We start from the raw sequence: 24,125 nt of genomic DNA, 5'->3' as shown, positions 1-24,125 counted from the left end.
TTCTTTCCCCAATTAATTTGGACAGCTGGTTGCCGATTTATCGTAAAAAACGATGCCATCTTTTTGTACATAAACATAAGATATTAAAGTGTTATCTAAAGTATGCCGGAATACAAAACATAAATTCCCAGTTGCCGTGGATTGCCCTTGGCGGTTATAAGTAACACTTGTAACACCACTGTATTTCTCAACGCGGCTAGAAGGTATCCATTTTTTATAAAAGGCAGTCACGCTACTATCTAAAGCCAACACTCGATTACTTTGTTTAAATACAGCTTCTGAACGAGTCTCAGACAGTAAGTTAACAAAATTACTGGTATCAACTATCAATTCATTTTTACGAATTGTTTTAGTAAAAGACGGTGCCGTCATCATTGCAATAATTGCCATTATTGCGATGGTTACCATGAGCTCAATTAAGGTGAACCCTTCTTGCGGAATAATCCCCCTCATCCCCATAACCCCAAATGAATTTAAAAATTTTATTTCTATATAAATTTTACGTTTTACTTTTACAAAACGAATACAAACCAGATAAAGGGTATAAAAAAACAGATAACTGTCATATCACAATTATCTGTTTAACTTTTTAAAATCAGTATGTTAAATAAGTCACATTTTATGCTTGTGTTACATGAATACGTAATTCTTTAGGAAGACTAAAAGTAATATTTTCTTCACGTCCTTCTAACTCTTTAGGCGCTTGGGCTCCCCAATCTTGTAACCGTTGAATGACTTGCTTAATTAAAATTTCTGGAGCCGAGGCACCAGCTGTTACACCAATTTTACAAGTTTCATTGAACCATGATTGTTCAAGCTGATCGGCGTTATCCACAAGATAAGCGGCTTTACCCATGCGTTCAGCAAGCTCGCGTAAACGGTTCGAATTTGATGAATTAGGTGAACCAACAACCAGTACGACATCACATTTTTCAGCTAAGTCACGTACTGCATCTTGTCTGTTTTGAGTTGCATAACAAATATCATCTTTGCGCGGCCCTTGAATTTTAGGGAACTTCGCACGCAAGGCATCAATAACTTTCGCTGTATCATCAATAGATAAAGTTGTTTGAGTAACAAAAGCCAATTTTTCTGGATGTCTGACTTCAAGTGCTGCCACATCAGCTTCATCTTCAACCAAATAAATATCACCGCCTTTTAATTTGTCATATTGCCCCATAGTTCCTTCAACTTCTGGATGCCCTTCATGACCAATTAAAATCGCTTCAGTTCCTTCACGAGCATATTTAGTTACTTCAATATGTACTTTAGTAACAAGCGGACAAGTCGCATCAAAAACTTTTAGACCTCGACGCTCTGCTTCTTGCTGAACTGCTTTTGAAACCCCGTGCGCACTAAAAATGACAATCGAATCATCTGGTACTTGATCTAGTTCATCAACGAAAACCGCCCCTCTTTGACGTAAGTCATCTACCACAAATTTGTTATGGACAACTTCATGACGCACATAAATAGGAGGATTAAAACATTCCAAAGCCCGATTGACGATTGCTATGGCTCGATCAACACCGGCACAAAAACCACGCGGATTAGCTAACACAATTTCCATAACAGCCTCAAAATTAATAAAACAGGGGAATTTCTCGTAAATATTTGCAGTTAAAACTATTCAGTTTAAACGCACGGTACACTACAATAGCGAAGATATTTTATCATATCAGGAAAAATATCATGTCGGGTCTATTGTTTGTCGTTTCTGCTGCATCAGGAACGGGCAAAACATCTTTGGTGAAAGCCCTACTTGACCGTGTAAGCAATTTACATGTTTCAGTTTCGCATACTACCCGAGGTCAACGACCAGGTGAATTAGATGGTGTTCACTATCATTTCACAACAAAAGATGACTTTTTAGACCAAGTAGACCAAGGTGGATTTATTGAATACGCTGAAGTATTTGGTAACTACTATGGCACTTCGCAAGCAACTGTAAAACAACAGTTAGCTCAAGGACATGATGTCTTGCTTGAAATTGATTGGCAAGGTGCAGAGCAAGTACGTAAGCTGTTTCCTGAATCTAAACAAATCTTTATTTTACCGCCTACTCAATTCGATTTACGTCAGCGTTTATCTAACCGTGGTACAGATTCTGTTGAAGTTATTGAACATCGTTTAAGCTGCGCTGTTGAAGATATGCAGCATTATACGAACTTTGACTACATCATTATTAATGATGATTTTAATAAAGCCTTACATGAGCTTGAAGCTGTGATCACAGCGAACCGTTTAGTGCTATCTCAGCAAGCAAAAAGACACCAAACCTTAATTCAAGACTTGATTACTCCTCAACCAAAACAGGAATAACTTGAGTCTAGAACGAAAGCCTTTTATACTATTTAGTCTGTTCAAATTTACCATTCCAAAACGAGAACTTTTATGGCACGCGTCACCGTTGAAGATTGTTTAGATCATGTAGACAACCGTTTTGAGCTTGTGCTCGTTGCAAGTAAACGTGCTCGTCAATTGGCACGTCAAGGCATGGAGCCAACTGTAGAATGGGATAACGACAAACCAACAGTTGTTGCTTTACGTGAAATCGCTGTAGGTCACGTAACGAAAGAAATTCTTAAACAACGTGAGCAAGATTACCAAACTTCTAGTCTTGATCTTGCCCTTTCTACAAACAGCTTAAATTTAGAAGGTTTTTCTTTCTAATTACTCCTGTTTCTATAAAAAACCATCGTTTCTTTGCGATGGTTTTTTATTTGGCTTCTTCATATTTAAAACATATTGGCAAAAGCAATTATTTTCATTGAAAAAAAATACACTTTTTCAAATGAAAAAATTGACAAGTTCCGCAATATGCTTTTCATTAAGAAGTAGATAGATTTAGTTTTTTAAGCAACAGAAAAAGGGTGGTCTATGCCAGGCGAAGAGGTCAGCCAAGCCAAGCAACAGCTCAAATTAATTATCGAACCTTACTTATCAGTAAGCGAGGTCGAGAAAGTGCTTGCTGCCTGTGATTTTGGAGATCTGGCACACACTGGTATTACACGTAAAAGTGGCGAACCCTATATTCTGCATCCAATTGCTGTTAGCTGTATTTTAGCTAATATGCGACTGGACCCTGAAACTTTAATGGCAGCGCTTTTACATGATGTCATTGAAGATACTCAATATACCAAAGAAGATATTATTGAGCGATTCGGACAAACTGTTGCAGAGCTCGTTGATGGTGTAACTAAGTTAAGCCAATCAAGCGACAAAGAATATAATAAAGCTGCGTCTTTCAGAAAAATTTTGCAAGCAACGTTACAAGATCCGCGTGTCATTATTATTAAACTAGCCGATCGCTATCATAATATGACAACGTTGGGTGCTTTACGTCCCGATAAACGTGCTCGTATCGCGCAAGAAACTTTTGATATTTTTGTACCCATGGCAAGATTAGTCGGCATGAATGAAATGGCTGATAATCTTGAAAACTTATGTTATCAAAATCTAGATTTAGACATGTTTGATAACGTCCAGAATGCTTTACTCCAAACCAAACCAGAACGATGTAAATACCAAAGTATCTGGGAGCAAAATCTTGCAGAGCTTCTGCACAATTATCATATCCAAGGCCGTATTAAAAAGAAAAATAATAATATTGAATTATTACGCCACTTCGTTAAAAACGAGATGGATTTGCAAGAGCTTACTCATAGCCATGCTTTTGAAATCGTTTTACAGTCTATTGCCGACTGCGACCGTTTATTTGCAGCATTAAAAGAAAATTTCCAAGTCATCCAATATCAAGATCATATCCGTCGTCCATTGCCTGGTGGTAATCAGTCTTTATTGATCAAGCTTAAAGGCGAGAAAACTACATTATCGCTCACTGTCCAAACTGAGCTCATGCGTAAAGCTGCACGTTTTGGTGTGGTATTAGGTGAAAATGCCCCGCAAACTTGTCGTTCTGCCATTCAGGCATCAATGCAAAACCTAAATACACTCATTGATGGTGAATGCGCTAAAACAACTTTTAACGATTTATTAGACTACTTACATCAAGAAAAAATTTGGGTCTATACCCCACATGGCCAATTACATGAATTACCACAAGGCGCAACAGTAGTGGACTTCGCCTATTCAGCAAGTCTTTTCTTGGGTAACCATGCAGTAGGCGCAAAAGTTGATGGAGAGATTAAACCACTCTCTACACCATTAGTTAGTGGTCAGGTTATCGAGATTATTACGGATGTTTTAGCGACACCAAACCCAGACTGGCTAAGCTTTATTAATACGCAAAAAGCGCGTCGTGCATTACAGCATGTACTTAAAGATCAAGATATTGAAGAACAACGTTTAGTGGGTGCACAAGCACTTTCACGAGCACTGAAACTCTTTAACCGTTCAATCAATGATCTTTCAGAAGCAGATTGGCTAGACCTCTTACAATGGCGTCATATTGATAATAAAGATGCATTATTTGAGCAAATCGCAGTTGGAGACTTACTTCCTCAACTCGTAGCCAACCATTTGTTTGCAAATGACAAACATCCACAAGTAGAAAATTCAGACCGTTTAATTCAGGGTACTGAAGGCATCGATGTTAAATATGCTCATTGCTGTAATCCAGTTTTAGGCGATCTCATTCAGGGTCATTTAACGCGCCGCGGATTAATTGTGCACCGTATTCGTTGTCATAATTTACTTCACGAACAACATTTGCATCCAGAAAATATTATGCCGCTTCAATGGAAAGCAGATGACGTAGATGATGTACGTTTTACTGCCTACCTTGCGATTTATATGGCAATGAATGATGAGCAGGTATCAGACCTCATCTATCAATGTCGTAAAAATAATGCAGGGGTAGAAATGGTACACTCCAATGAGCAGCGGACTTTTGTGAACATCGTGGTGAATAATCGTAAGCACATTGCAAAAGTTATTCGTGATTTACGCATGCACTATGGGTTCCCACGTATTGAACGTTTAGATGCCCCTGCCCCACAAGCGGAAATTTCCAAAGTCAGCTAAAATTTGTTCTACTTTACTAAAATCTAACTTTCCAGAAGCACATAATCAATTAAATCGATGATACTTTTGTCAAAACGTATCATCGATTATGATGGAAAAAGATTTAATCAAGGAGAACCAAATGTCCCGCCAAGTCATTCATACTGAAAATGCCCCTGCTGCTATTGGCACATATTCTCAAGCCATTTTAGTAGGTAACACACTATATCTATCTGGGCAAATTGGTTTAGACCCTTACAGTATGGAACTTGTAGACGGTATTGAAGCTCAAATCCGCCGTGTATTTGATAACCTAAAAGCAGTATGTGAAGCTGCAGGTGGCTCACTTGCAGATATTGCAAAGCTCAATATTTTCCTTACTGATTTATCTAATTTCCAGCTTGTAAACCAAATTATGGGCGAATATTTTGCTCAGCCATACCCAGCTCGTGCAGCACTTGGGGTAGCAAGCTTACCTAAAGGTGCATTAGTAGAAATGGACGGAATTGTAATTATTAATCAATAAGATAAAACTTTAACTACAGATCAATCCTTAAATATTTAGCTCTAAAATTAGATACCGCCACGCTTAGAAATCTGAACAATTATTAGATTTCCGCTTAGGTGGTATTTTTTTATCCAAAATCCCAATAAAGATAAATGAGATTTTAAATGAATTTCATTGACAAACGATAATAATTATCAATAATATCAATTATCGCATTTATATTTGGGGATCACTCCCATGTACGTTTGCTTGTGTCGTGGCATTACCGATCAGGATATTAAAGACGCTATTGAAAATGGCGCTGAAAGCTATCGTGAAATTCGCGATTTGCTTGATCTTGGTACTTGCTGTGGACGCTGTGCACCAGAAGCACGTGCTATTATTAGTGAAGAATTAGCAGAAATTGCTGCACGCATTTCTGTAGCCGCATAATAAAAATTAGTATTTAACAGTAAATTATTGACTCCTCCACCGCTTTTTGCGGAACGTTAATTGTTCCTCATTCAAGCGGTTTTTTTTGGAAGGAGATTCACCTTTACCAATATTGTGTTGTTTTTGATTGCGATTTTCATTTGCTGTTCTATAAATTACTCGCCATATCCATGATTGTTCACTAAAATGAATTCATAGATTGCCTTAATTGGATTAAGGCAGAAATTGTTTTGGAGTAGCTACAATGAAAGGCAATCGTGATGTGATTAATCAGCTTAACCAAGTGCTGTATCATCATTTAACTGCAATTAACCAATACTTTTTACACTCTCGCATGTTTAATGACTGGGGAATTGAACAACTCGGTTCTGCTGAATATAAAGAATCAATTCGTCAAATGAAGCATGCAGATAAAATTATTGAACGTATTCTATTTTTAGAAGGCCTTCCGAATCTTCAACATCTGGGTAAATTATATATCGGTCAACATACAGAAGAAGTTCTGCAATGTGATATTCGCAAAGTGAAAGAAAACATTGAAGCCATTCAAAAAGCAGTCGCTTTAGCTGAAACAGAACAAGATTATGTAACTCGTGATCTTGTTCAAGAGATTCTGGAAAAAGAAGAAGAATATTGGGATTGGCTAGATACTCAAATTGATCTCATCGGTAGCGTTGGTATTGAAAATTATATTCAGAGTCAAATGTAATTTTTCATAAAAAAATCCCCTTGAGTACAAGGGGATTTTTTTATTTATCTTTTATTAATTCTGACAGTGTTATTTGCTGTCTATAAAGGTGCTGCAAAATAAATATTTGTTGCTCTGCTTGATCTACTTTTCCATTGTAAGCAAGTAACTGAGCATATTTACGCAAATTATAAGGGGTTGCTTTGTTCTTCACAAAATTTCCCCATTGAACTAATTCTGCTTCAGATAAAGTTACATTAGGATTGAGTACAATCCATTTTAAACGCTGCTCGAATTGGGTTAGTACAAAAATCTGGTCACTTCCCATAAGCTCAGCATTTGGCTGCTTATTTTTAAATAGTAAATTACTGTTCATGACATAAACATTGTAGTCGCGCCAAATTGCGATCATAAGTATTAAGCTGACGCACCATATTAAACGCAGAAGTTGTTTACTTAGTACAAAGCCTTTTAGTATAGGAATCTGTGCTTGAATTACACCTAATAAAAAGCCACAAGTCAGCAAGAAATAAGCATAACGCTGCGGAAACTCCAACATGGCATGAATAAGCACAGTACAAACCATCATCACTGCAATAATCGAAATTGTTTCTTTTGCTTGTTGATTTAACCAAAACAACCAACATGCAAAGTAAGCAATAATTACTGTACCAAGTGGAATACCATTCCAAATAATAAGATCTAGCAACACATTATGAGCGCTGGTCGTCCACTCCGTCGTTGGAAAAAGAGCATAAGCAGACATTTGAGCAACACTGGTTTGATTCCACCCATATCCCAACCAAGGATGTTGCTGTACAGCGAGTAACATTTGCGTCCAAATGTTAAAACGTAAATATCCAGAACTAGCCCTTTCAGCCAAGCTACTCGCCTGAGTTATATCTGTATGCGTCCATGTTTCAATTAAGCTTGTGATAAATGGTAATACCAAACCAGCCATCAAGAAAAAACCAGCACACCATAACAGGCCTTGAAACACCCCAAAACGCTTAGGTTTATTAAATTGCTTAATAGCCCAATAGGTGAGTAAAAATGGAAAAACAATCCAAGAAGTGCGTGATTGGCTCAGGACAACTGCAAATAAAATAGTTAGCGCTGATGGCAAAAGTAACCAAACCGATGCTTTATTCTTTTCATATAAATATAAGCATCCTAATAGCCCCATAATGAGAAAGGTTGCCATATTATTCGGTTGGCCAAAGTTACCGTATGGACGGTTACCAATTAAATGCAACATATGAGCAAAATGTGTATCAATATTTAACCACTGACAAATTGCAATAAGGCTAGTGGCAACTGAAACGATAACGGTAAGTAAACTAAACCCTGTAAAAATTTGATCTCTTTGTTGTGGCTCTAATGATAGATTATAGCCAGCCACCACCATAAACCAGAAGCCTAGTAAGTAAAGTGAGCTTAACAAAGCTGTACTAAAATCGAAAATTAGACCAAAAGCCCACTGCACTATGGGAATTAAAATAAATGGCAATAGTAATAATTGTGCACGTGGAATTTTTATATTTTGATAAAAAATTGCAGCTAAGACACTTAGACCTGCTGCAAAGGTACTCATTTCGCTAGAAAACATCACCCAAGGGTTATAGTGAAATGGTGATAACCACGCAAAACCTAACAGGATTGCTGCGAGGAATAGAAAGAATACTTGCATAGTGACAGGTTACAGACCAAAAACTTGAGAAGAATTATACATGGAAGAAAGTGAGAAGAATTAGCTTGTATATGTATCTTCTCACAAGAGGTCCCAACTTATTTCCATGGTCTCAAATCTACAATTTTAACCACTTGAGCTGAGTTTTTATCCATTAAAACAACCATATCTACAGCATTGGCTTTTAAAGGAACCCATGCATTCGCTTCTGGGTATTTTTTCAAAATATTTTCTACTTGCTGTTTAGGGTTAAATTTTTCCAGTTCATTCAAATTTTGAACTTTATTTCGTATAAGTGGTTTAACCTGCACCAAATCAACATAAAGTTCTGGTCGTTGAGCAGAAGAAATACCACTAAATATTTCTTCAAACATACTTTTGCTACGTTCTTCCTTATTTTTTGGCACTTTAACAGCGGCAAATTGCGGATTAAACCAAGAAGGGGACCGGAACTGTGGCTGAGTTATTTGAATATTGGCCTCAATAATTTCATTATTACGCACAAGTTCAAAACGATCTACATTATAAATTAACCAAGCAGGCCGACCTTGAGCAATGCTATATAAACCATACCCTAAAGCTAAAATTTGGATGAGAATAATTACTGCTAAATCAAATTTAAGTGTCTTTTTTGCTTCTTTATATACAAAAAAACTTAAAGTAGGGCCTAATATAACATCTATCGCTATCAGCATTATAAAGATATGAATAACACCTACAGCTTTTGCTAAGGGTTGTGGATACCAGACAAAAAACACCCACATAAGAATAAAAAAAGCGAACAAGAAAGAAATTAATAAATGGCGCAAAAAGAACTTAGATCTTTTTGTTAATAGTTTTTTCATAGTTTCATTTCCCCGTGTTTTTCCAACCAAATATCAATGAGTTATTGACTTGATACAAAGATTCTTTACTAAATTTTTTATGATGTAATTTTTCAATAATCAATAAATGCTTTTTTGCTTCATGAAGCTGGTTATTTAGAGCAAGGGCCTGTGCATAACGGTATAAAGCAGTTGGTGTAGCATAACGATATGATACTGATTTCATCCACTTTAATTCATCTTTTGACATATTAGCTACGGGAGGAGTACGAATAAATTTCAGTTGGTCTCGAAGTTGACTAAGTAATAAAATTTTAGGAGCTGATCGATTAGCATGAATATTTCCAATATTAAGAGACTCAAAACGTGCTAATTGAACATCTTTTTCTATCGCTCTATATTCTAAAAAAATCCAAATATATAAAGAAAAAGCAGAAACTATAAACATAGAAAATAATTTATTATTCACACTTATAGTTTTCGTATTATTATTTTCGCTCTGTACCAATCCTAATAAAAATCCAACTGGTAAAAGAAAAAAGGCATATTCCAGCGGAAACTCTAACATTGCATGAACTAAAACTGCCCCCACCATAGATAAAGCAGCAAAAGCTTCTATAGAAATAGCTAGTTTATTTAATTGATATAACCACCACCCAATAAAACTAATAATTAATATACCTAATGGTATTCCATTCCATATAAATATATCTAATATAATATTATGACTATGTTCAACCCACTCATGTGTTGGATATTTTAGAAAAACAGATAATTGTGCGATACTTACCTGATTCCATCCATAACCAAATAAGGGTTGTTCTTTTATTGCTATTAGCATCTGTTTCCACATTGGAATACGTAAATAACCAGTTGTAGTACGAGTTACAATATCAGCTGTGCCGATTACTCCTAATGAGTTTGAAATTTCTGGCAAAATTAATATAAAAAATATATAAATTATTAAAAAATAAAACATTAATCTTTTATTTAATCTTGTTTTCAGGTAATTATTTTTCCAAAACCACCAAATTATAAAAAGTGAAATAAAAACCCAAGATGTACGCGATTGAGTTAATGCGATACCAAACAAAATAAAAGTACCAATTACAACAAGACCACTTTTATTAATATATTTTTTTTCATATATATATAAAGTTGACATCAATCCCATTGAAAGAAAAGTTGCGCATGTGTTAGGTTGAGCAAAATTAGCATAAGGTCTAGATGATTGAGATAGATCAACCACCCATATACTTCCATTACTTAATAACAACCATTGATTCATCTCAATATAAATACAGATTAAACTATTAAGTAAAATGAGAAAAAAAAACCATTTATAAATTTCTTTATTTTTTCTCCCTAACAGAAAACCGTATAATAAAGCGAGCACAAAACCTAATATATAAATGACTGTTATTAAGGTATCTCCCAAAAAAAATATCTTACCTGCCATGAACTGTAAAATTGGAATAAAAGCAATTAAAGATAAATATATAAAGGGCAAAGGTAAAAATATCATTTGCTTTTGTTTAATAAAAACTATACTTAAAATTAATAATGCTAAAAATGCAAGAAAATCACTATGTGCAGCAAGCCAAGGCATATAATGGTTAGGAATCAACCAAGCAGCACTCATTAAAAATGCTGCAAAAATAAAAACATATCTTACTAACATAATAATTTCTTATTTAAAATAAAAAGAAAGGGATGTATAAACATCCCCTCTATACTACTAAGCTATTAATTAAGCACCGCGGCAAGAACCTGGTAAAAATTTTGTAGGCATAGGATTTGTAGTACCTGGGCCACATTTCCACGCACCAACAGAAGTACCAATATTTGTATTTGTCATAGCAGTACCATTAGCTAAAGTTGGTGTCATAACAATCGTACTACTTCCAGCAGCTTTTAAAGATGAGTCATTTGTAGTAGTTACAGTGATTACACCATTTTGATCTGTTTGTACTTGCTGTACATATTTAGAAGCTGCACTTGTAGTAGAACCAACTTCACATCCCCACCCATTTGCTGCTGGTAAAGAACCACTTGCTGATTGATAAACTTCTGTCACAGTTGTACGGCATGCTGAACCTGCTAAAATTGCTTCAGATACTTTTGCACGAACCGTATAATCTTGATATGCAGGTAAAGCAACTGCTGCCAAAATACCAATAATGGCAACTACGATCATGAGTTCAATTAATGTAAAACCTTTTTGTGCATTCATAGCCTTTTCCCCAAAGATGTATGTATGTTTTTATATAAGCTTTTTGAGCTATAAAATATATTGCAGCATCTATGCCAACTTTTATTTTAATTTAAAAACAATAAGTTATGGTTTATAACAATTAAACCCAAGAGTATATTAGGCAAATAACTGACAAAAATTGTCACTCCAATTTTATTAGGATTAAATCACCAATAAAAAACCACTTCACAACCCACTTCTTTTTTTTATTCTTTAATGTGATAAAAATCTCTTTAAAAGCAGTTAAATAGATGACATTTTTTGTCAGCCGACATACTAAGCGTGAATTTAAAAAACAGCTAATCAGAGGGCAAATAACTTAATTAATAATGATAGGTGCATTCCCTAATTCATTATTTTGATCTGGCATATTTTCATCGTAAAAGCGTGACATCACATCACCAATTTGCTGAACCCCAATCACTACAGCTTGTAGATACTGTTTTTGTTTAAGCTGCTGCACAATAGACTCACAAATCTGTTGCCATACCTGATCAGTCGTCGCGCTTCTAATACCACGGTCAAATATAATTTCTACTGTGCGTTCACATAAATTTAAATAGAGCAGTACACCGCTATTAAGTTCAGTATCCCAAACACCAAGTTCTGCAAATAACTGCTGTGCCCTTAAGCGCGTATTTTGCCTATACGCTTGTGAACAAGGAATATGCCCTTCTATAACGACCTGTATTTCTCCAACATGACCAAGTTCTGCCTGTTGAACAGCTTCAGCAATAGCCTGTTTATCTTTTTTATTGAAATAACGACTACTAGCAGGGAAATAACAAAGATGCTTAAACCAACGTCTTAAACTTGGCTCTACATATTCCTCAATTTTTGGTTGAGTAATAATTTGTGTTGTTTCTGATGTTGTTACCATGAGCCTGAAGCACCTCCACCACCAAAACGACCTCCGCCGCCACCATAACCGCCACCTCCACCACCGAAACCGCCTCCACGTCCACCACCGCCAGAGCCACTTAGAATGGCCTGTAAAATAAGTTGAGCAATTGAGGTAATAAGTAAAAAGAAGATACCGAATCCAAGTAGCAAACTAGTAACCACACCAGCACCGTTTACAAAGCTTGCTACTGCTGCGGCAACACCTGCGGTAGAGGCACTAAGAGGTCGACCAACAATAAATGAGCCTACAATTCCAGCAACAAGAATAAATAAAGCCATTGTCAGGGTTGTCTGTTTAGCTTGTTGCTCTTCCGCAGCTTGATGTTGGCGTTCTTTTAAATCTTGAGCAGCTTGCTGAGCAACTTCCGGATCTAAATTTAAAATTCTTCCGATTTCATCAACACCAGCGTTTAAGCCTTGTGCATATTGGGCTTGTTTAAAATAAGGTGTAATTTGATTTCGAATAATTCGGCTTGCCACAATATCAGGCAATACGCCTTCTAGACCATATCCAGTTAGAATTTGTATGCGGTGATCATTAATTGCAACTGCAATGAGTAATCCATTATCACGTTTACTCGAACCAAGTTGCCATTTTTCACCAACACGTAAAGCGTAATCAAAAATATCTTCTTGACCCGTAGTCGGTACAATTACAATACCTATTTGTGCCTTACCTTGCTGGTACAAATTTAAAATTTTCTGGTTAAGTTGCTGCTTTTCAGCTTCACTTAAAATATTAGCTTGATCAATGACAGGCTGATTTAATGTAGGTAAACCACGAATTGATTCACCATCAGCCATGTCATTCGCAACTTGAACTTGAGGGGCGGCACCCGAAGCAGCCTGCTCATTTACTTTAGGCTTCGATGCTTGAGCTTGCTGCTGTTGAATAATTTTACCTGCCAACACCGTGTCAGTTTCATCTGTAGCAGTGGCAATATTATTCTCACTCCAAGCCGCACTCTGAAACAGAACACTACAGCAGAGCATAATTAAGGTAATAACAAATACCCTAATTTGCTTAGACTGAAGCAATATAGTATTTCTCATGCGGCACTTCCTTGATTTAAATTAATCAAAAGAAACTTTTGGAACCTGTTGAGCTGATGCTTCCGCAGAGAAATTAGCTTTCGGATGCATACCAATCACTTTTGCTGTTACGGCTTGCGGGAACTGACGGACATAAGAGTTATAGTCCTGAACAGTTGTAATATAACGATTACGTGCCACAGCAATTCGGTTTTCTGTACCCTCAAGCTGAACCTGTAACTCTTGGAATTGGGTATTGGCTTTTAAGTCTGGGTAATTTTCTGAAACAGCAATAAGTCGAGATAACGCACCTGTTAACTGGCTTTGTGCTTGTTGATATTTCTCAAGTAATGCTGGGTCTTCTAATACTTCTTTATCGACCTTCAAGCCTGCAACATTTGCACGTGCCTGAGTGACTTCTGTTAATACTTGCTCTTCATGCTTAGCATAGCCTTTAACTACGTTTACAAGGTTTGGTACCAAATCTGATCGACGTTGATATTGGTTCTGTACCTCAGACCAAGCCGCTGTTACAGCCTCATCTTTGACCTGTAAAGTATTATAGCCACAGCCGGAAAATAGTAAGGTGCTTGCAAGTGTTGTCGCGATTACAAGTTGTTTAAACGTTTTCATCGTCACTTTATCCTCAAGTTTTTCTTTATATTTTTAACCTCTTGTCTCGATTGTATGATGAATTTGGCATTATTGTGTTGCTTTTATTTTATAGATTTAAAAAAACCGGATCTTTAAATCCGGTTTTTATTCTAACTTGGTCTTAACCTTGTTTCCTTTTGGAAACTTGTCATTTGATATTCATCAGCCAAATAACTCTTCCAGTAATCGACCATCTGGCCATAATTTTTTTGGCTCGGATGAAAGTCCTTTTTGTAATAAGCAAAGTATTCTGGTGTCAGTTGTATAATCATTTTAACAAGCAAATACACACCAAAAATATTTCCTCCCATTTTAGGCAAGCTTTTCCATTTATCTTGCCAAAATAATCGCGTCGTACCATAAAAAGCAAGACTCGCAAATCCTGTAGTGACACTACGCATTAATAATCTGCGAATACGGTCATCGCCATAGACATGTTGATAGACATCAAATGCAACTGAACGATGTTCAATTTCTTCAATGGCGTGCCAGACCCAAAGCTTTAACGCATCTTGATCCAAAGTTTTTAGAAGTTCTGGATGCTGTAAAATATATCCTCCAAGCAAAGCCGTAAAATGCTCAAATGCACATGTCAGTGCCAGCTGTAGCTTAGGTGGAATTGTCCTTAAGTATTTATCACGTTCATTTAACCACGCTTGAAAACGATCCAAATTATAGTCATCACGGCGCCAAGCCTCATTAAACTCACCATGTGCTTTTGAATGCATCGCTTCTTGCCCAATAAAAGCTGCAATTTGTGCTTGTAGTTGAGGGTCTGAAACTTTGTCGCGTACATTGCGCACACTATTTACAAAAAACTGTTCTCCAACTGGAAATGTTGAAGAGAGTGCAGTTAAAAAATGGGACATTAAAGGCGAATTTGCAAAATAATAGCGCTTGATTGCTTGAGGATTAAACTCAAGCCGACGCACCGTAATACCCAACGCTTTTCGACGATTTAAATATGATTTTTCTGCCGTCATACCTGCGATGTTCATGCTCAACACCTACTGTATTGAAGAAGAGAGCTTTGAGTATGTCGTGGGACTTAGGCACTAAAAAGGGCAAAAAAGCTTATTGTATTTGCCAAAAACGTCAAACCGATTAATGGTAAAAAATAAAGCCTGCATATCGCAGGCTTTATCAAAAACTTTAGTAATGATTTTTAGATTAAACACCAAGGTAATCTAAAATACCTTCAGCAGCTTGGCGACCTTCCCAGATTGCTGTAACTACAAGGTCTGAACCACGGACCATATCACCACCAGCAAAGATTTTTGGATTTGATGTCTGGAATTTAAATTCTTGCTGTTCAGGTGCAAGAACACGACCTGAACCATCAAGATTGATATTCACATTACCGAACCAGTCTGCTGGGCTTGGACGGAAACCGAATGCTAGTAAAACTGCATCAGCTGGTAATACTTCTTCAGAACCTGGGATTGGCTCAGGACTACGACGGCCACGACTATCTGGTTCACCCATTTGTGTCGTTACCACTTTTACGCCTGTCACTTTGCCATTCTCACCAACAATCTCGATCGGTTGACGATTGAATAGGAATTTCACACCCTCTTCGTAGGCATTTTTTACTTCACGTGCAGAGCCTGGCATATTGCTTTCATCACGGCGGTATGCACAAGTTACATCGTGAGCACCCTGACGTAAAGAAGTACGGTTACAGTCCATTGCGGTATCACCACCACCTAGAACAATAACTTTTTTACCATCTAAGCTGATATATTCACTTGGATCTTTTTCCCAACCTTGGCAACGATTTACGTTAGAGATCAAGAAATCCAACGCATCATAAACACCATCAAGATCTTCACCAGGGAAACCACCCTTCATATAAGTGTAAGTTCCCATACCCATGAATACTGCATCATATTCTGCAAGTAATTCATCAATAGTGACGTCTTTACCAATTTCAGTATTTAAACGGAATTCGATACCCATACCTGTGAAAATTTCACGGCGGCGTTTCATGACATCTTTTTCCATTTTGAATTCTGGAATACCAAATGTCAGCAAGCCACCAATTTCAGGACGCTTATCGAATACAACTGGCTTAACACCACCACGGGCTAAAATATCTGCACAGCCTAGACCCGCAGGACCTGCACCAATAATTGCAACTTTTTTACCTGTCCATTTCACATGTGACATGTCTGGGCGCCAACCCAAAGCAAAAGCTGTGTCATTGATATATTTTTCAGCATTACCAATAGTGACCGCACCAAACCCATCATTTAAGGTACAAGCACCTTCACACAAACGGTCTTGCGGACATACACGACCACATACCTCAGGTAAAGTATTTGTTTGATGGCAAAGCTCAGCAGCTTGGAAAATTTGACCTTCAGCAATGAGTTTGAGCCAGTTTGGAATGTAGTTATGTACTGGACATTTCCATTCGCAATAAGGGTTACCACAACCTAAACAACGGTGAGTCTGATTAGTGACTGTTTCCGAAGTAAAAGGCTTATAAATTTCCACAAATTCTGCTTTGCGGACAGTAATATCTTTTTTCTCTGGATCTTGACGTGGTACATCCAGAAATTGAAAGTCATTATTTAGGCGTTCTGCCATGTCTCTCTCCGTGGGTAGGCGCGGATTTCACTGTTGCCCGCACCTGCCTATGTCTTTGCAGTCGTGGAATTATTGTGGGTCAGCTTGTGTAGTTTTCAAAAGCGATTGCAAGTTAGCAGCTTTTGGTTTTACAAGCCAGAATTTACGGCTGTAGAAGTCGAACTCATTGCGGATTTTATAAGCCCAAGCACTACCTGTTTCTTTGATGTGCTCATCGATAATACGCAACAAGAACTCTTTATGATCTTCCATAGATTCTGTTGAAATACGAGTCAAGTCAATTAACTCGTGGTTGTAGTAATCTACAAAGTCATTATCGAGGTCAAGTACATAAGCAAAACCGCCTGTCATACCTGCACCGAAGTTATGACCCACTTTTCCAAGTACAGTCACAACACCACCAGTCATATATTCACAGCAGTGGTCGCCTGCACCTTCAATAACAGCGAACGCACCAGAGTTACGAACTGCGAAACGCTCACCTGCTGTACCAGCTGCAAATAACTTGCCGCCTGTTGCACCATATAAACAGGTATTACCAATAATTGCTGTATTTTGAGTTTGGAAAGGTGAACCTTTTGGTGGGAAGATCGAGATACGACCACCAGCCATACCTTTACCTACATAGTCGTTTGCATCACCTTCAAGACGGATGTGCAAACCACCAGCGTTCCATACACCAAGTGACTGACCAGCTGTACCTGTTAAGTTCATTACAACTGGATGTGCTTCCATACCCAAGTTGCCATAACGGCGAGCAATTTCACCCGATACACGTGCGCCAATTGAACGGTCACAGTTCACGACGTTAAAGTTGAATTGACCACCTGCACTTGACTCAATTGCAGGAAGCATTTCTGCAACCATTTTCTCAGCCAATACGCCCTTATCAAATGGTGCATTACCTTGAACTTCACAGTACTGCGCTTTACCTTCAGCAGAAGGATGAGAAGTTAATAACGCACTTAAATCAAGGTGAGCATGTTTTTCAGTTTCACCCGGTAATACTTCAAGCAAGTCCACACGACCAATTAAGTCTTTCAATGAAGAAACACCTAATGCTGCCAACCATTCACGAGTTTCTTCCGCAATAAAGTGGAAGAAATTAATGAGCATTTCTGGCTCGCCAATATAGTGTTCTTGACGTAAATGATCTTGTTGAGTTGCAACACCAGTTGCACAGTTGTTTAAGTGACAAATACGGAGGTATTTACAGCCTAAAGCGATCATTGGTGTTGAACCAAAACCGAAACTTTCAGCGCCTAAAATTGCAGCCTTAATCACATCAAGACCAGTTTTTAAACCACCGTCAGTTTGTACACGTACTTTGCCACGTAAGTCATTTACACGAAGTGCCTGATGCGCTTCACTTAGACCAAGCTCCCATGGCGAACCCGCATGGTGAATTGATGAAAGCGGAGATGCAGCAGTACCACCGTCATAACCTGAAATAGTAATAAAGTCTGCATATGCTTTAGCAACACCAGCAGCAATCGTACCTACACCTGGTTCAGATACTAACTTCACGGATACCATGGCTTTCGGGTTAACTTGTTTCAAGTCAAAGATAAGTTGTGACAAATCTTCAATTGAGTAAATGTCGTGGTGTGGCGGAGGTGAAATAAGTGTCACACCCGGTACTGAGTAACGTAAACGTGCAATCAAGCCATTCACTTTACCACCTGGTAACTGACCACCTTCACCCGGTTTTGCACCTTGAGCAACTTTAATTTGCAATACTTCAGCAGAAGTTAAATATGCAGGTGTTACACCGAAACGACCAGATGCGATTTGCTTGATTTTCGAGTTACGAATTGTGCCGTAACGCGCAGGGTCTTCACCACCCTCACCAGAGTTTGAACGACCTCCAATGGTGTTCATCGCAATTGCAATAGCTTCATGAGCTTCTGGAGAAAGCGCACCTAAAGACATCCCTGCTGAGTCGAAACGAGGCAAGATCTCTTCAACCGATTCAACTTGTTCAACTGGGATCGGGTTAGTTGTTTTTAACTTAAATAAGTCACGAATAGTTGCTACTGGACGGTTATTTACCAATTCAGCATATTCTTTAAAGTCTTCGTATTTACCAGAGCGAACCGCTTTATGTAATGAGTTAATCACATCTGGGTTAAACGCATGGTACTCTTTACCAAATACGAATTTCAGTAAACCACCCTGATCAATTGGTTTACGACTTGACCAAGCTGTTGCTGCTAATTTTTTCTGATCATTTTCGAGATCAGCAAATGTTGCTCCTTGGATACGACTTGGAACACCCAAGAAACACTGATCTACAACTTCAGAAGATAAACCTACTGCTTCAAAAAGCTGACCACCACGGTAAGAAGCAACTGTAGAGATACCCATTTTTGAAAGAACTTTTAATAAGCCTTTCTCAATACCTTTACGGAAGTTTGCTTGTGCATGAATCGGATCACCTAAAAGCTCACCTTTCGCAATCAAGTCATTGATTACGTCGTATGCAAGGTATGGGTAAACAGCAGTCGCACCAAAACCAAGTAATACCGCAAATTGGTGCGGATCACGTGCAAAACCAGTTTCAACCATAATGTTTGCATCAGTACGCAAACCAGTTTTAATGAGGTAATGGTGTACCGCACCCGTTGCAAGTGCAGCGTTTGCAGGTAAGTAACCTTCACGAATGTTTTTATCAGTTAAAACAATTAGAGTTTTACCATCACGAACAGCTTGTGCAGATTCTTCACAAATACGTGTAATTGCAGCTTGCAAACCTTCTGTTTCAGCATAGTTCAAATCAATATCAACTGCTTCATAACCCGGACGCTCAATGCTACGGATTTGCTGCATTTTTGAATTTGACAGTACAGGACTAGAGATGATGATACGATCAGCATGCTCAGGACCTTGCTCAAATACATTTTGCTCACGACCTAAACAGGTTTCAAGCGACATGACAATTGATTCACGCAGTGGGTCAATTGGTGGGTTGGTAACTTGGGCAAACTGTTGACGGAAATAATCTGTCACATGGCGAACTTGACGAGACAATACAGCCATTGGTGTATCGTCACCCATAGAGCCAACTGCTTCCTGACCGCTTTCAGCGATTGGACGTAATAACTGGTCGCGCTCTTCAAATGTCACCATAAACATTTTTTGAGCTGCTTTTAATGTTTCGCCAGTTAAACCTTTATCAACAAGTTGTTCTTCAAGTTCTGGGTTTGCATTTAATCGAATCGCATGATCACGTAACCATTCACGGTATGGGCGCATGTTCTTCAAATGCGTACTAACATCTTTAGTATCAAGTACTTTACCTGTTAGGGTATCAACTACCAAAATCTGACCTGGGCCTACACGACCTTTAGAAACTACGTCTTCAGGTTCATAGCCCCAAACACCGATTTCAGATGCCAAGGTAATGTAATCATTTTTGGTAATGACCCAACGTGCAGGACGTAAACCATTACGGTCAAGCATACAGATTGCATGACGACCATCTTGAATAACAAGACCAGCAGGACCATCCCAAGCTTCCATATGCTTAGAGTTGAATTCATAGAATGCACGTAAGTCTGCATCTAGAGTTTCAACGTTTTGCCAAGCTGGTGGAACGAGCATACGCAAAGCACGGAATAAATCCATACCACCACCCACCAAGATCTCAAGCATGTTATCCAAGCTTGAAGAATCTGAACCTGTACGGTTTACAATCGGATTAAGCTCAGTAAGACCTGGTAATAATGGGTTTTCGAATTTAGGAGTACGCGCTAATGCCCAGTTACGGTTTGCTGTAATAGTGTTGATTTCACCATTATGCGCAAGGTAACGGAATGGCTGAGCCAAAGGCCAACGCGGTAATGTATTTGTAGAGAAACGTTGGTGGAATACCACAATATGCGATTTTAAGCGCTCATCTGCTAAGTCTGTATAGAACTCAGCAATTGCCGCAGGCATCATCAAGCCTTTATAGCTAATGACTGTTGAACAAAGCGTAGTCACATAAAATAACGGATCTTTTTGGAGTTGTTGTTCCGCACGGCGACGCGCCAAGAATAACTTACGGTTAAATTCAACCTCAGTTACACCCATTGGACAGTTCACAATGACTTGTTCAAAAGCTGGTAAAGATTGAAGTGCAATTTCACCTAATGCATCGTTGTTTGTAGGAACGATACGCCAAGCGAGAACACGTAAACCTTCTGACTCGATTTCTTTCGTTAAAATATTTTTAGAGTGCTGTGCTAATGCTGGATCAATATTTAAAAATACCGTACCCACAGCAAAAATTTCACTTAGTGTAATATCACTTAGTTTTTTTGCTTCATCACGGAAAAATTGCTTTGGCATCGCCAATAATAAGCCGCAACCATCTCCCGTCTTGCCATCTGCGGCAATACCACCACGGTGCGTCATGCAACTTAAACTGTGAATCGCGGTTTCTACTAGATGATGACTTGATTCACCCTTCATATGGGCAATCAGTCCAAAACCACAGTTATCCTTAAACTCATCAGGCTGATATAAACCTTGAGCGGGAGCTACAGTATTAGGCGATGGCATGTGCATAGCGTACCCTTCTTTCAATAAGGCTCTTTCGAGCGTCAAACAAACAACTTCTTTTTGCGATAGTGCCTACGGATGATAGTTAGCTCAATGTTTCGCAAACAAAAAATTTTGGGCTGATAAGCCAATATACGCTGTTCCATTTTTACGTACACTGGTTTTTGCTAGAAAAATGTTTTGACTTATTTCGCACTCTTTTAAAGCAGTTCGACCCCACGACTCTGCATAGAATTCACTTCTTAGAGGGCTAAAATAGTTTGCAGCACATTAATAAGCACAACAATAAAGCAAAAAGTGTGCCATATTAAAAAATTAAGACTAAACCCTTATATTTATTATAAATATAGTTATTTTATTCACGTTATCATGTAAGAAAATGACTAAATATGCACCACATCTGGTCAAAAAATATTATTATTTAACTAATTTGCACCATTTTTGCGCACATTACGAGGTGGATTAATTCCCTTTTGTGCCCTCATTTGTGGCATTTTTCTGTTGTCCATCATTTATTCGTGTTTGCGCAGTTCTATTAGGTTGATCAATATTGGAATTTGATTGCTGTACATCAACCACATTTCCTTCTGCATCACGACGAACTATCGTCGTTTTTGTAGCTGAGTTTGTACTAGCCGCTTTCGGCTGAGCATTTGTAGCACTACTGGTAGCACCTGCCATCAATAAAGATTCATCAATTGTAGGCAAAGCTGCTGGACGCAATCGAACTTCATAAAGCTGATTATTACCACCTTTCATCTCATCTGCCCCCAAATCATTTACCAGTGAGGCATAACTTGAGAACTGTTGTGGCTGAGGTTTAACTGACTCAGGTAATTGCAGATTAATTTGTGTTAATTGCTGAATTGCATCTTCTGAACGTTTGAATGTGCCATAAACCAACACATACTGCTCTGCTTGTTGTTCCCCACTTAAGCGGAAATAAATAAATTTATTACGGTCGGTACGGTTTTTTAAAAAGTTTTTAATAATGTCTTCATCAGAGGCACGGAATAGCTCAAGCGTCCATTGTTTTTGATTTTCATTAATAAACTTTGTACCACGGAACTCAGGCTCATGCTCACCCGAAGCAACTGTACGAGTGGTCAAATCGAGTGGACGAACTTCATCCGCTAAAGCACCCAGGTTAGGAGTTGTAGAAACTTTCTCTGGTTGAATTTGTACAGGTGCCTCAGAATCTGCCGACTTTTCAACTTCAACCAGTTTTTTGCTATCGGTAATTACCCAAAAAATAAAAGCAAGGAATAAGCAGGCAATACCACCAACCAACCAGATATATTGTTGAACATTCTGCCAAAGTGTACGTGATACAGTCATGCTTTACCTTATTTGTTATCCGTGTTGATTTGCCAAAATAGCCTGTTTCATCAATTCGACATCAAAGTCTTTGGTAATTACTGCTTGCCCAAGTTGCTTTAACAACACCAAACGTAATTGCCCATTGAGAACTTTTTTGTCATGAGCCATATATCCAAGGAAATCATCCAATGGAATTTGTGGACATGATATCGGCAAATTCGCACGTTGAATGATTTTTTTTGTACGAGCTACATCTTCATTTGAGATCCAGCCCAAACGTTGTGATAAATCTGCCGCCATGACCATACCGGTTGCTACAGCTTCACCATGTAACCAAGTACCATAACCAAGATATGACTCAATCGCATGACCGAAAGTATGGCCTAAATTAAGTAAAGCGCGCTCACCTTGTTCTTTTTCATCATTCGCAACAATACGCGCTTTATGAGCACATGAACGATAGACAGCTTCTGCAAGTAAATTAGCATCTCTTGCAACAAGGCCATCCATATTTTCCTCAAGCCAAACCAAGAAATCTACATCACCTAAAAGTGCATATTTAATCACTTCAGCTAAACCCGCTGAAAGCTCACGTTCTGGTAATGTATTCAATTGTGCCATATCAGCCAAAACAACCTGTGGTTGCTGAAAAGCACCTAACATATTCTTGCCAAGCGGATGATTGATTCCTGTTTTTCCACCAACACTTGAGTCTACTTGTGAAAGCAGGGTTGTAGGAACCTGTACAAAGTAAACGCCACGTTGGAAACAAGCAGAAGCAAAACCAGCCATATCACCAATGACACCACCACCTAAAGCTAAAACCGTACAATCGCGGTTAAAACCAGCTTCAAGCAATGCATCAAAAATTAAGTTTAAATGCTGAATATCTTTATACTTTTCGCCATCAGGTAAAATACAGGTCGCAACCGTTTTACCTAGACTCTTTAAAGCTTCCTGATAGTGGCTTAAATATAAAGGCGCAACCGTAACATTACTTACAATCATGACCTGTTGACCATGAATATATGGTTCTAGTAATTGTTTCGGGTCAAGTTGACTACCAATAAAAATAGGATAACGGCGTTCGCCTAATTCAACATGTAAAGTTTGCATGAATTTATAAAACCACTAGTCAGTTCGTCTATTTTAACTTGTTCGATAGAATAAGTTGCAAAATCTTTTGTGCAAGATCACGTGCAGCACCTTGATTTGTTTCAATCGTATAGTGTGCAACTTCGCGATACAAAGGATCTCTAATCTTTAATAAATCCCGTAGTTTTTGTTCAGGATTTTCAACTTGTAATAAAGGTCTGTTTTTATCGCGATAGGTTCTTTGTAGTTGTAATTCGACAGGAGTATAGAGATAAACAACAATTCCACGTTGCTTTAAAAATTCTCGATTAGGTGCTTGGGTAATAGCCCCGCCACCCGTTGCAAGCACTAATGCTTTACGTGAAGTAAGTTCATTTAAGACCACAGTTTCACGGGTACGAAATCCAACTTCTCCTTCTTTTTCAAAAATCCAGGGAATAGTTGCCCCTGTCTTGCGCTCAATTTCATGATCACTATCTAAAAATTCACGCCCTAATAGTTCTGCTAAATGACGTCCAACGGTTGTTTTTCCTGCCCCCATGGGCCCTACCAAATAAATATTTGGTAGGGTTTCAAACGCTTTGCTTGGCAAGGCGCCACCTATTTCAATTGCTTTCATTAAA

21 protein-coding genes and 2 pseudogenes are annotated in these 24,125 nt (G+C 38.2%); 8 read left to right on the top strand and 15 right to left on the bottom strand.

The window, feature by feature from the left end; all coding sequences use genetic code 11:
* Positions 1-12: 12 nt before the first annotated feature.
* The gene (locus tag ACIF8R_RS07925) at positions 13-453 is read right to left on the bottom strand and encodes a Tfp pilus assembly protein FimT/FimU (RefSeq protein ID WP_396480104.1); all 441 of its coding nucleotides are present in this window, start codon (positions 451-453) and stop codon (positions 13-15) included.
* Here ACIF8R_RS07925 and ACIF8R_RS07920 point away from each other — a divergent pair.
* Positions 359-607: pseudogene (locus tag ACIF8R_RS07920) on the top strand (hypothetical protein); the annotation flags it as partial. The gene ACIF8R_RS07925 and the pseudogene ACIF8R_RS07920 overlap by 95 nt on opposite strands.
* A gap of 12 nt (positions 608-619) precedes the next feature.
* On the opposite strand, the gene ispH reads toward ACIF8R_RS07920, so the two are convergent.
* Positions 620-1,570: a 4-hydroxy-3-methylbut-2-enyl diphosphate reductase gene (gene ispH, locus ACIF8R_RS07915; protein ID WP_396480102.1), complete on the bottom strand. Its 951-nt coding sequence runs from the start codon at positions 1,568-1,570 to the stop codon at positions 620-622.
* A 122-nt stretch (positions 1,571-1,692) separates the two neighbouring features.
* Between ispH and gmk the strand changes: the two genes are divergently transcribed.
* From gmk to bfr, 7 genes and pseudogenes are all read left to right on the top strand, one after another.
* Positions 1,693-2,322, top strand: coding sequence for a guanylate kinase (gene gmk / locus ACIF8R_RS07910; protein ID WP_263614720.1), 630 nt, complete (start codon positions 1,693-1,695; stop codon positions 2,320-2,322).
* A 72-nt stretch (positions 2,323-2,394) separates the two neighbouring features.
* Entirely contained in the window at positions 2,395-2,673 is a 279-nt protein-coding gene (rpoZ, locus tag ACIF8R_RS07905; RefSeq protein WP_000135049.1) for a DNA-directed RNA polymerase subunit omega, read from the top strand.
* Between the two features lie 38 nt (positions 2,674-2,711).
* Positions 2,712-2,841: pseudogene (locus ACIF8R_RS07900) on the top strand (hypothetical protein).
* Between the two features lie 39 nt (positions 2,842-2,880).
* Entirely contained in the window at positions 2,881-4,986 is a 2,106-nt protein-coding gene (locus tag ACIF8R_RS07895; RefSeq protein ID WP_263614721.1) for a bifunctional (p)ppGpp synthetase/guanosine-3',5'-bis(diphosphate) 3'-pyrophosphohydrolase, read from the top strand.
* 121 nt (positions 4,987-5,107) lie between these two features.
* On the top strand, positions 5,108-5,491 hold the full coding sequence (locus tag ACIF8R_RS07890) for a RidA family protein (protein ID WP_002051728.1): 384 nt from the start codon (positions 5,108-5,110) through the stop codon (positions 5,489-5,491).
* A 219-nt stretch (positions 5,492-5,710) separates the two neighbouring features.
* On the top strand, positions 5,711-5,905 hold the full coding sequence (locus tag ACIF8R_RS07885) for a bacterioferritin-associated ferredoxin (protein WP_000289091.1): 195 nt from the start codon (positions 5,711-5,713) through the stop codon (positions 5,903-5,905).
* Between the two features lie 244 nt (positions 5,906-6,149).
* Entirely contained in the window at positions 6,150-6,614 is a 465-nt protein-coding gene (gene bfr, locus ACIF8R_RS07880) for a bacterioferritin (protein ID WP_000678123.1), read from the top strand.
* Between the two features lie 40 nt (positions 6,615-6,654).
* Here bfr and ACIF8R_RS07875 read toward each other — a convergent pair whose 3' ends face one another.
* From ACIF8R_RS07875 to aroK, 13 genes are all read right to left on the bottom strand, one after another.
* Positions 6,655-8,283 carry a Wzy polymerase domain-containing protein gene (locus tag ACIF8R_RS07875; protein WP_396480100.1) on the bottom strand — a complete coding sequence of 543 codons (1,629 nt, stop codon included), beginning with the start codon at positions 8,281-8,283 and terminating at the stop codon, positions 6,655-6,657.
* 98 nt (positions 8,284-8,381) lie between these two features.
* Complete coding sequence (tfpZ, locus tag ACIF8R_RS07870; RefSeq protein WP_396480098.1) at positions 8,382-9,128, bottom strand: TfpX/TfpZ family type IV pilin accessory protein; 747 nt, start codon at positions 9,126-9,128, stop codon at positions 8,382-8,384.
* A gap of 4 nt (positions 9,129-9,132) precedes the next feature.
* The gene (locus tag ACIF8R_RS07865) at positions 9,133-10,788 is read right to left on the bottom strand and encodes a Wzy polymerase domain-containing protein (RefSeq protein ID WP_396480096.1); all 1,656 of its coding nucleotides are present in this window, start codon (positions 10,786-10,788) and stop codon (positions 9,133-9,135) included.
* Between the two features lie 69 nt (positions 10,789-10,857).
* Positions 10,858-11,340 (bottom strand): pilin, encoded by a 483-nt coding sequence (locus tag ACIF8R_RS07860; RefSeq protein ID WP_396480094.1) that lies wholly within the window; start codon positions 11,338-11,340, stop codon positions 10,858-10,860.
* A 340-nt stretch (positions 11,341-11,680) separates the two neighbouring features.
* Positions 11,681-12,241, bottom strand: a complete 561-nt coding sequence (locus tag ACIF8R_RS07855; protein ID WP_396480092.1) for a TPM domain-containing protein — start codon at positions 12,239-12,241, stop codon at positions 11,681-11,683.
* Positions 12,235-13,317, bottom strand: a complete 1,083-nt coding sequence (locus tag ACIF8R_RS07850; RefSeq protein ID WP_396480090.1) for a TPM domain-containing protein — start codon at positions 13,315-13,317, stop codon at positions 12,235-12,237. The genes ACIF8R_RS07855 and ACIF8R_RS07850 overlap by 7 nt, the downstream gene beginning before the upstream one ends.
* Positions 13,318-13,338: 21 nt before the next feature.
* Positions 13,339-13,929 (bottom strand): LemA family protein, encoded by a 591-nt coding sequence (locus ACIF8R_RS07845; RefSeq protein ID WP_396480088.1) that lies wholly within the window; start codon positions 13,927-13,929, stop codon positions 13,339-13,341.
* Positions 13,930-14,060: 131 nt separating this feature from the next.
* Complete coding sequence (locus tag ACIF8R_RS07840) at positions 14,061-14,948, bottom strand: metal-dependent hydrolase (RefSeq protein ID WP_004705204.1); 888 nt, start codon at positions 14,946-14,948, stop codon at positions 14,061-14,063.
* A gap of 172 nt (positions 14,949-15,120) precedes the next feature.
* Positions 15,121-16,542: a glutamate synthase subunit beta gene (locus ACIF8R_RS07835; RefSeq protein ID WP_396480087.1), complete on the bottom strand. Its 1,422-nt coding sequence runs from the start codon at positions 16,540-16,542 to the stop codon at positions 15,121-15,123.
* A 69-nt stretch (positions 16,543-16,611) separates the two neighbouring features.
* The gene (gltB, locus tag ACIF8R_RS07830) at positions 16,612-21,087 is read right to left on the bottom strand and encodes a glutamate synthase large subunit (RefSeq protein ID WP_396480085.1); all 4,476 of its coding nucleotides are present in this window, start codon (positions 21,085-21,087) and stop codon (positions 16,612-16,614) included.
* 462 nt (positions 21,088-21,549) lie between these two features.
* Positions 21,550-22,425: a hypothetical protein gene (locus ACIF8R_RS07825; protein WP_396480083.1), complete on the bottom strand. Its 876-nt coding sequence runs from the start codon at positions 22,423-22,425 to the stop codon at positions 21,550-21,552.
* 15 nt (positions 22,426-22,440) lie between these two features.
* A complete protein-coding gene (gene aroB / locus ACIF8R_RS07820; RefSeq protein WP_077164851.1) occupies positions 22,441-23,523 on the bottom strand; it encodes a 3-dehydroquinate synthase in 1,083 nt (360 codons plus the stop codon).
* A gap of 28 nt (positions 23,524-23,551) precedes the next feature.
* Entirely contained in the window at positions 23,552-24,121 is a 570-nt protein-coding gene (aroK, locus tag ACIF8R_RS07815) for a shikimate kinase AroK (RefSeq protein WP_000643712.1), read from the bottom strand.
* Positions 24,122-24,125 lie beyond the last annotated feature (4 nt).

Source organism: Acinetobacter sp. ABJ_C4_1 (genome assembly GCF_044538495.1).
Taxonomy (GTDB): Bacteria; Pseudomonadota; Gammaproteobacteria; order Pseudomonadales; family Moraxellaceae; genus Acinetobacter; species Acinetobacter nosocomialis_A.
Note: the sequence above shows the minus strand (reverse complement) of the source record. Positions and strands in the feature narration are given on the sequence as shown.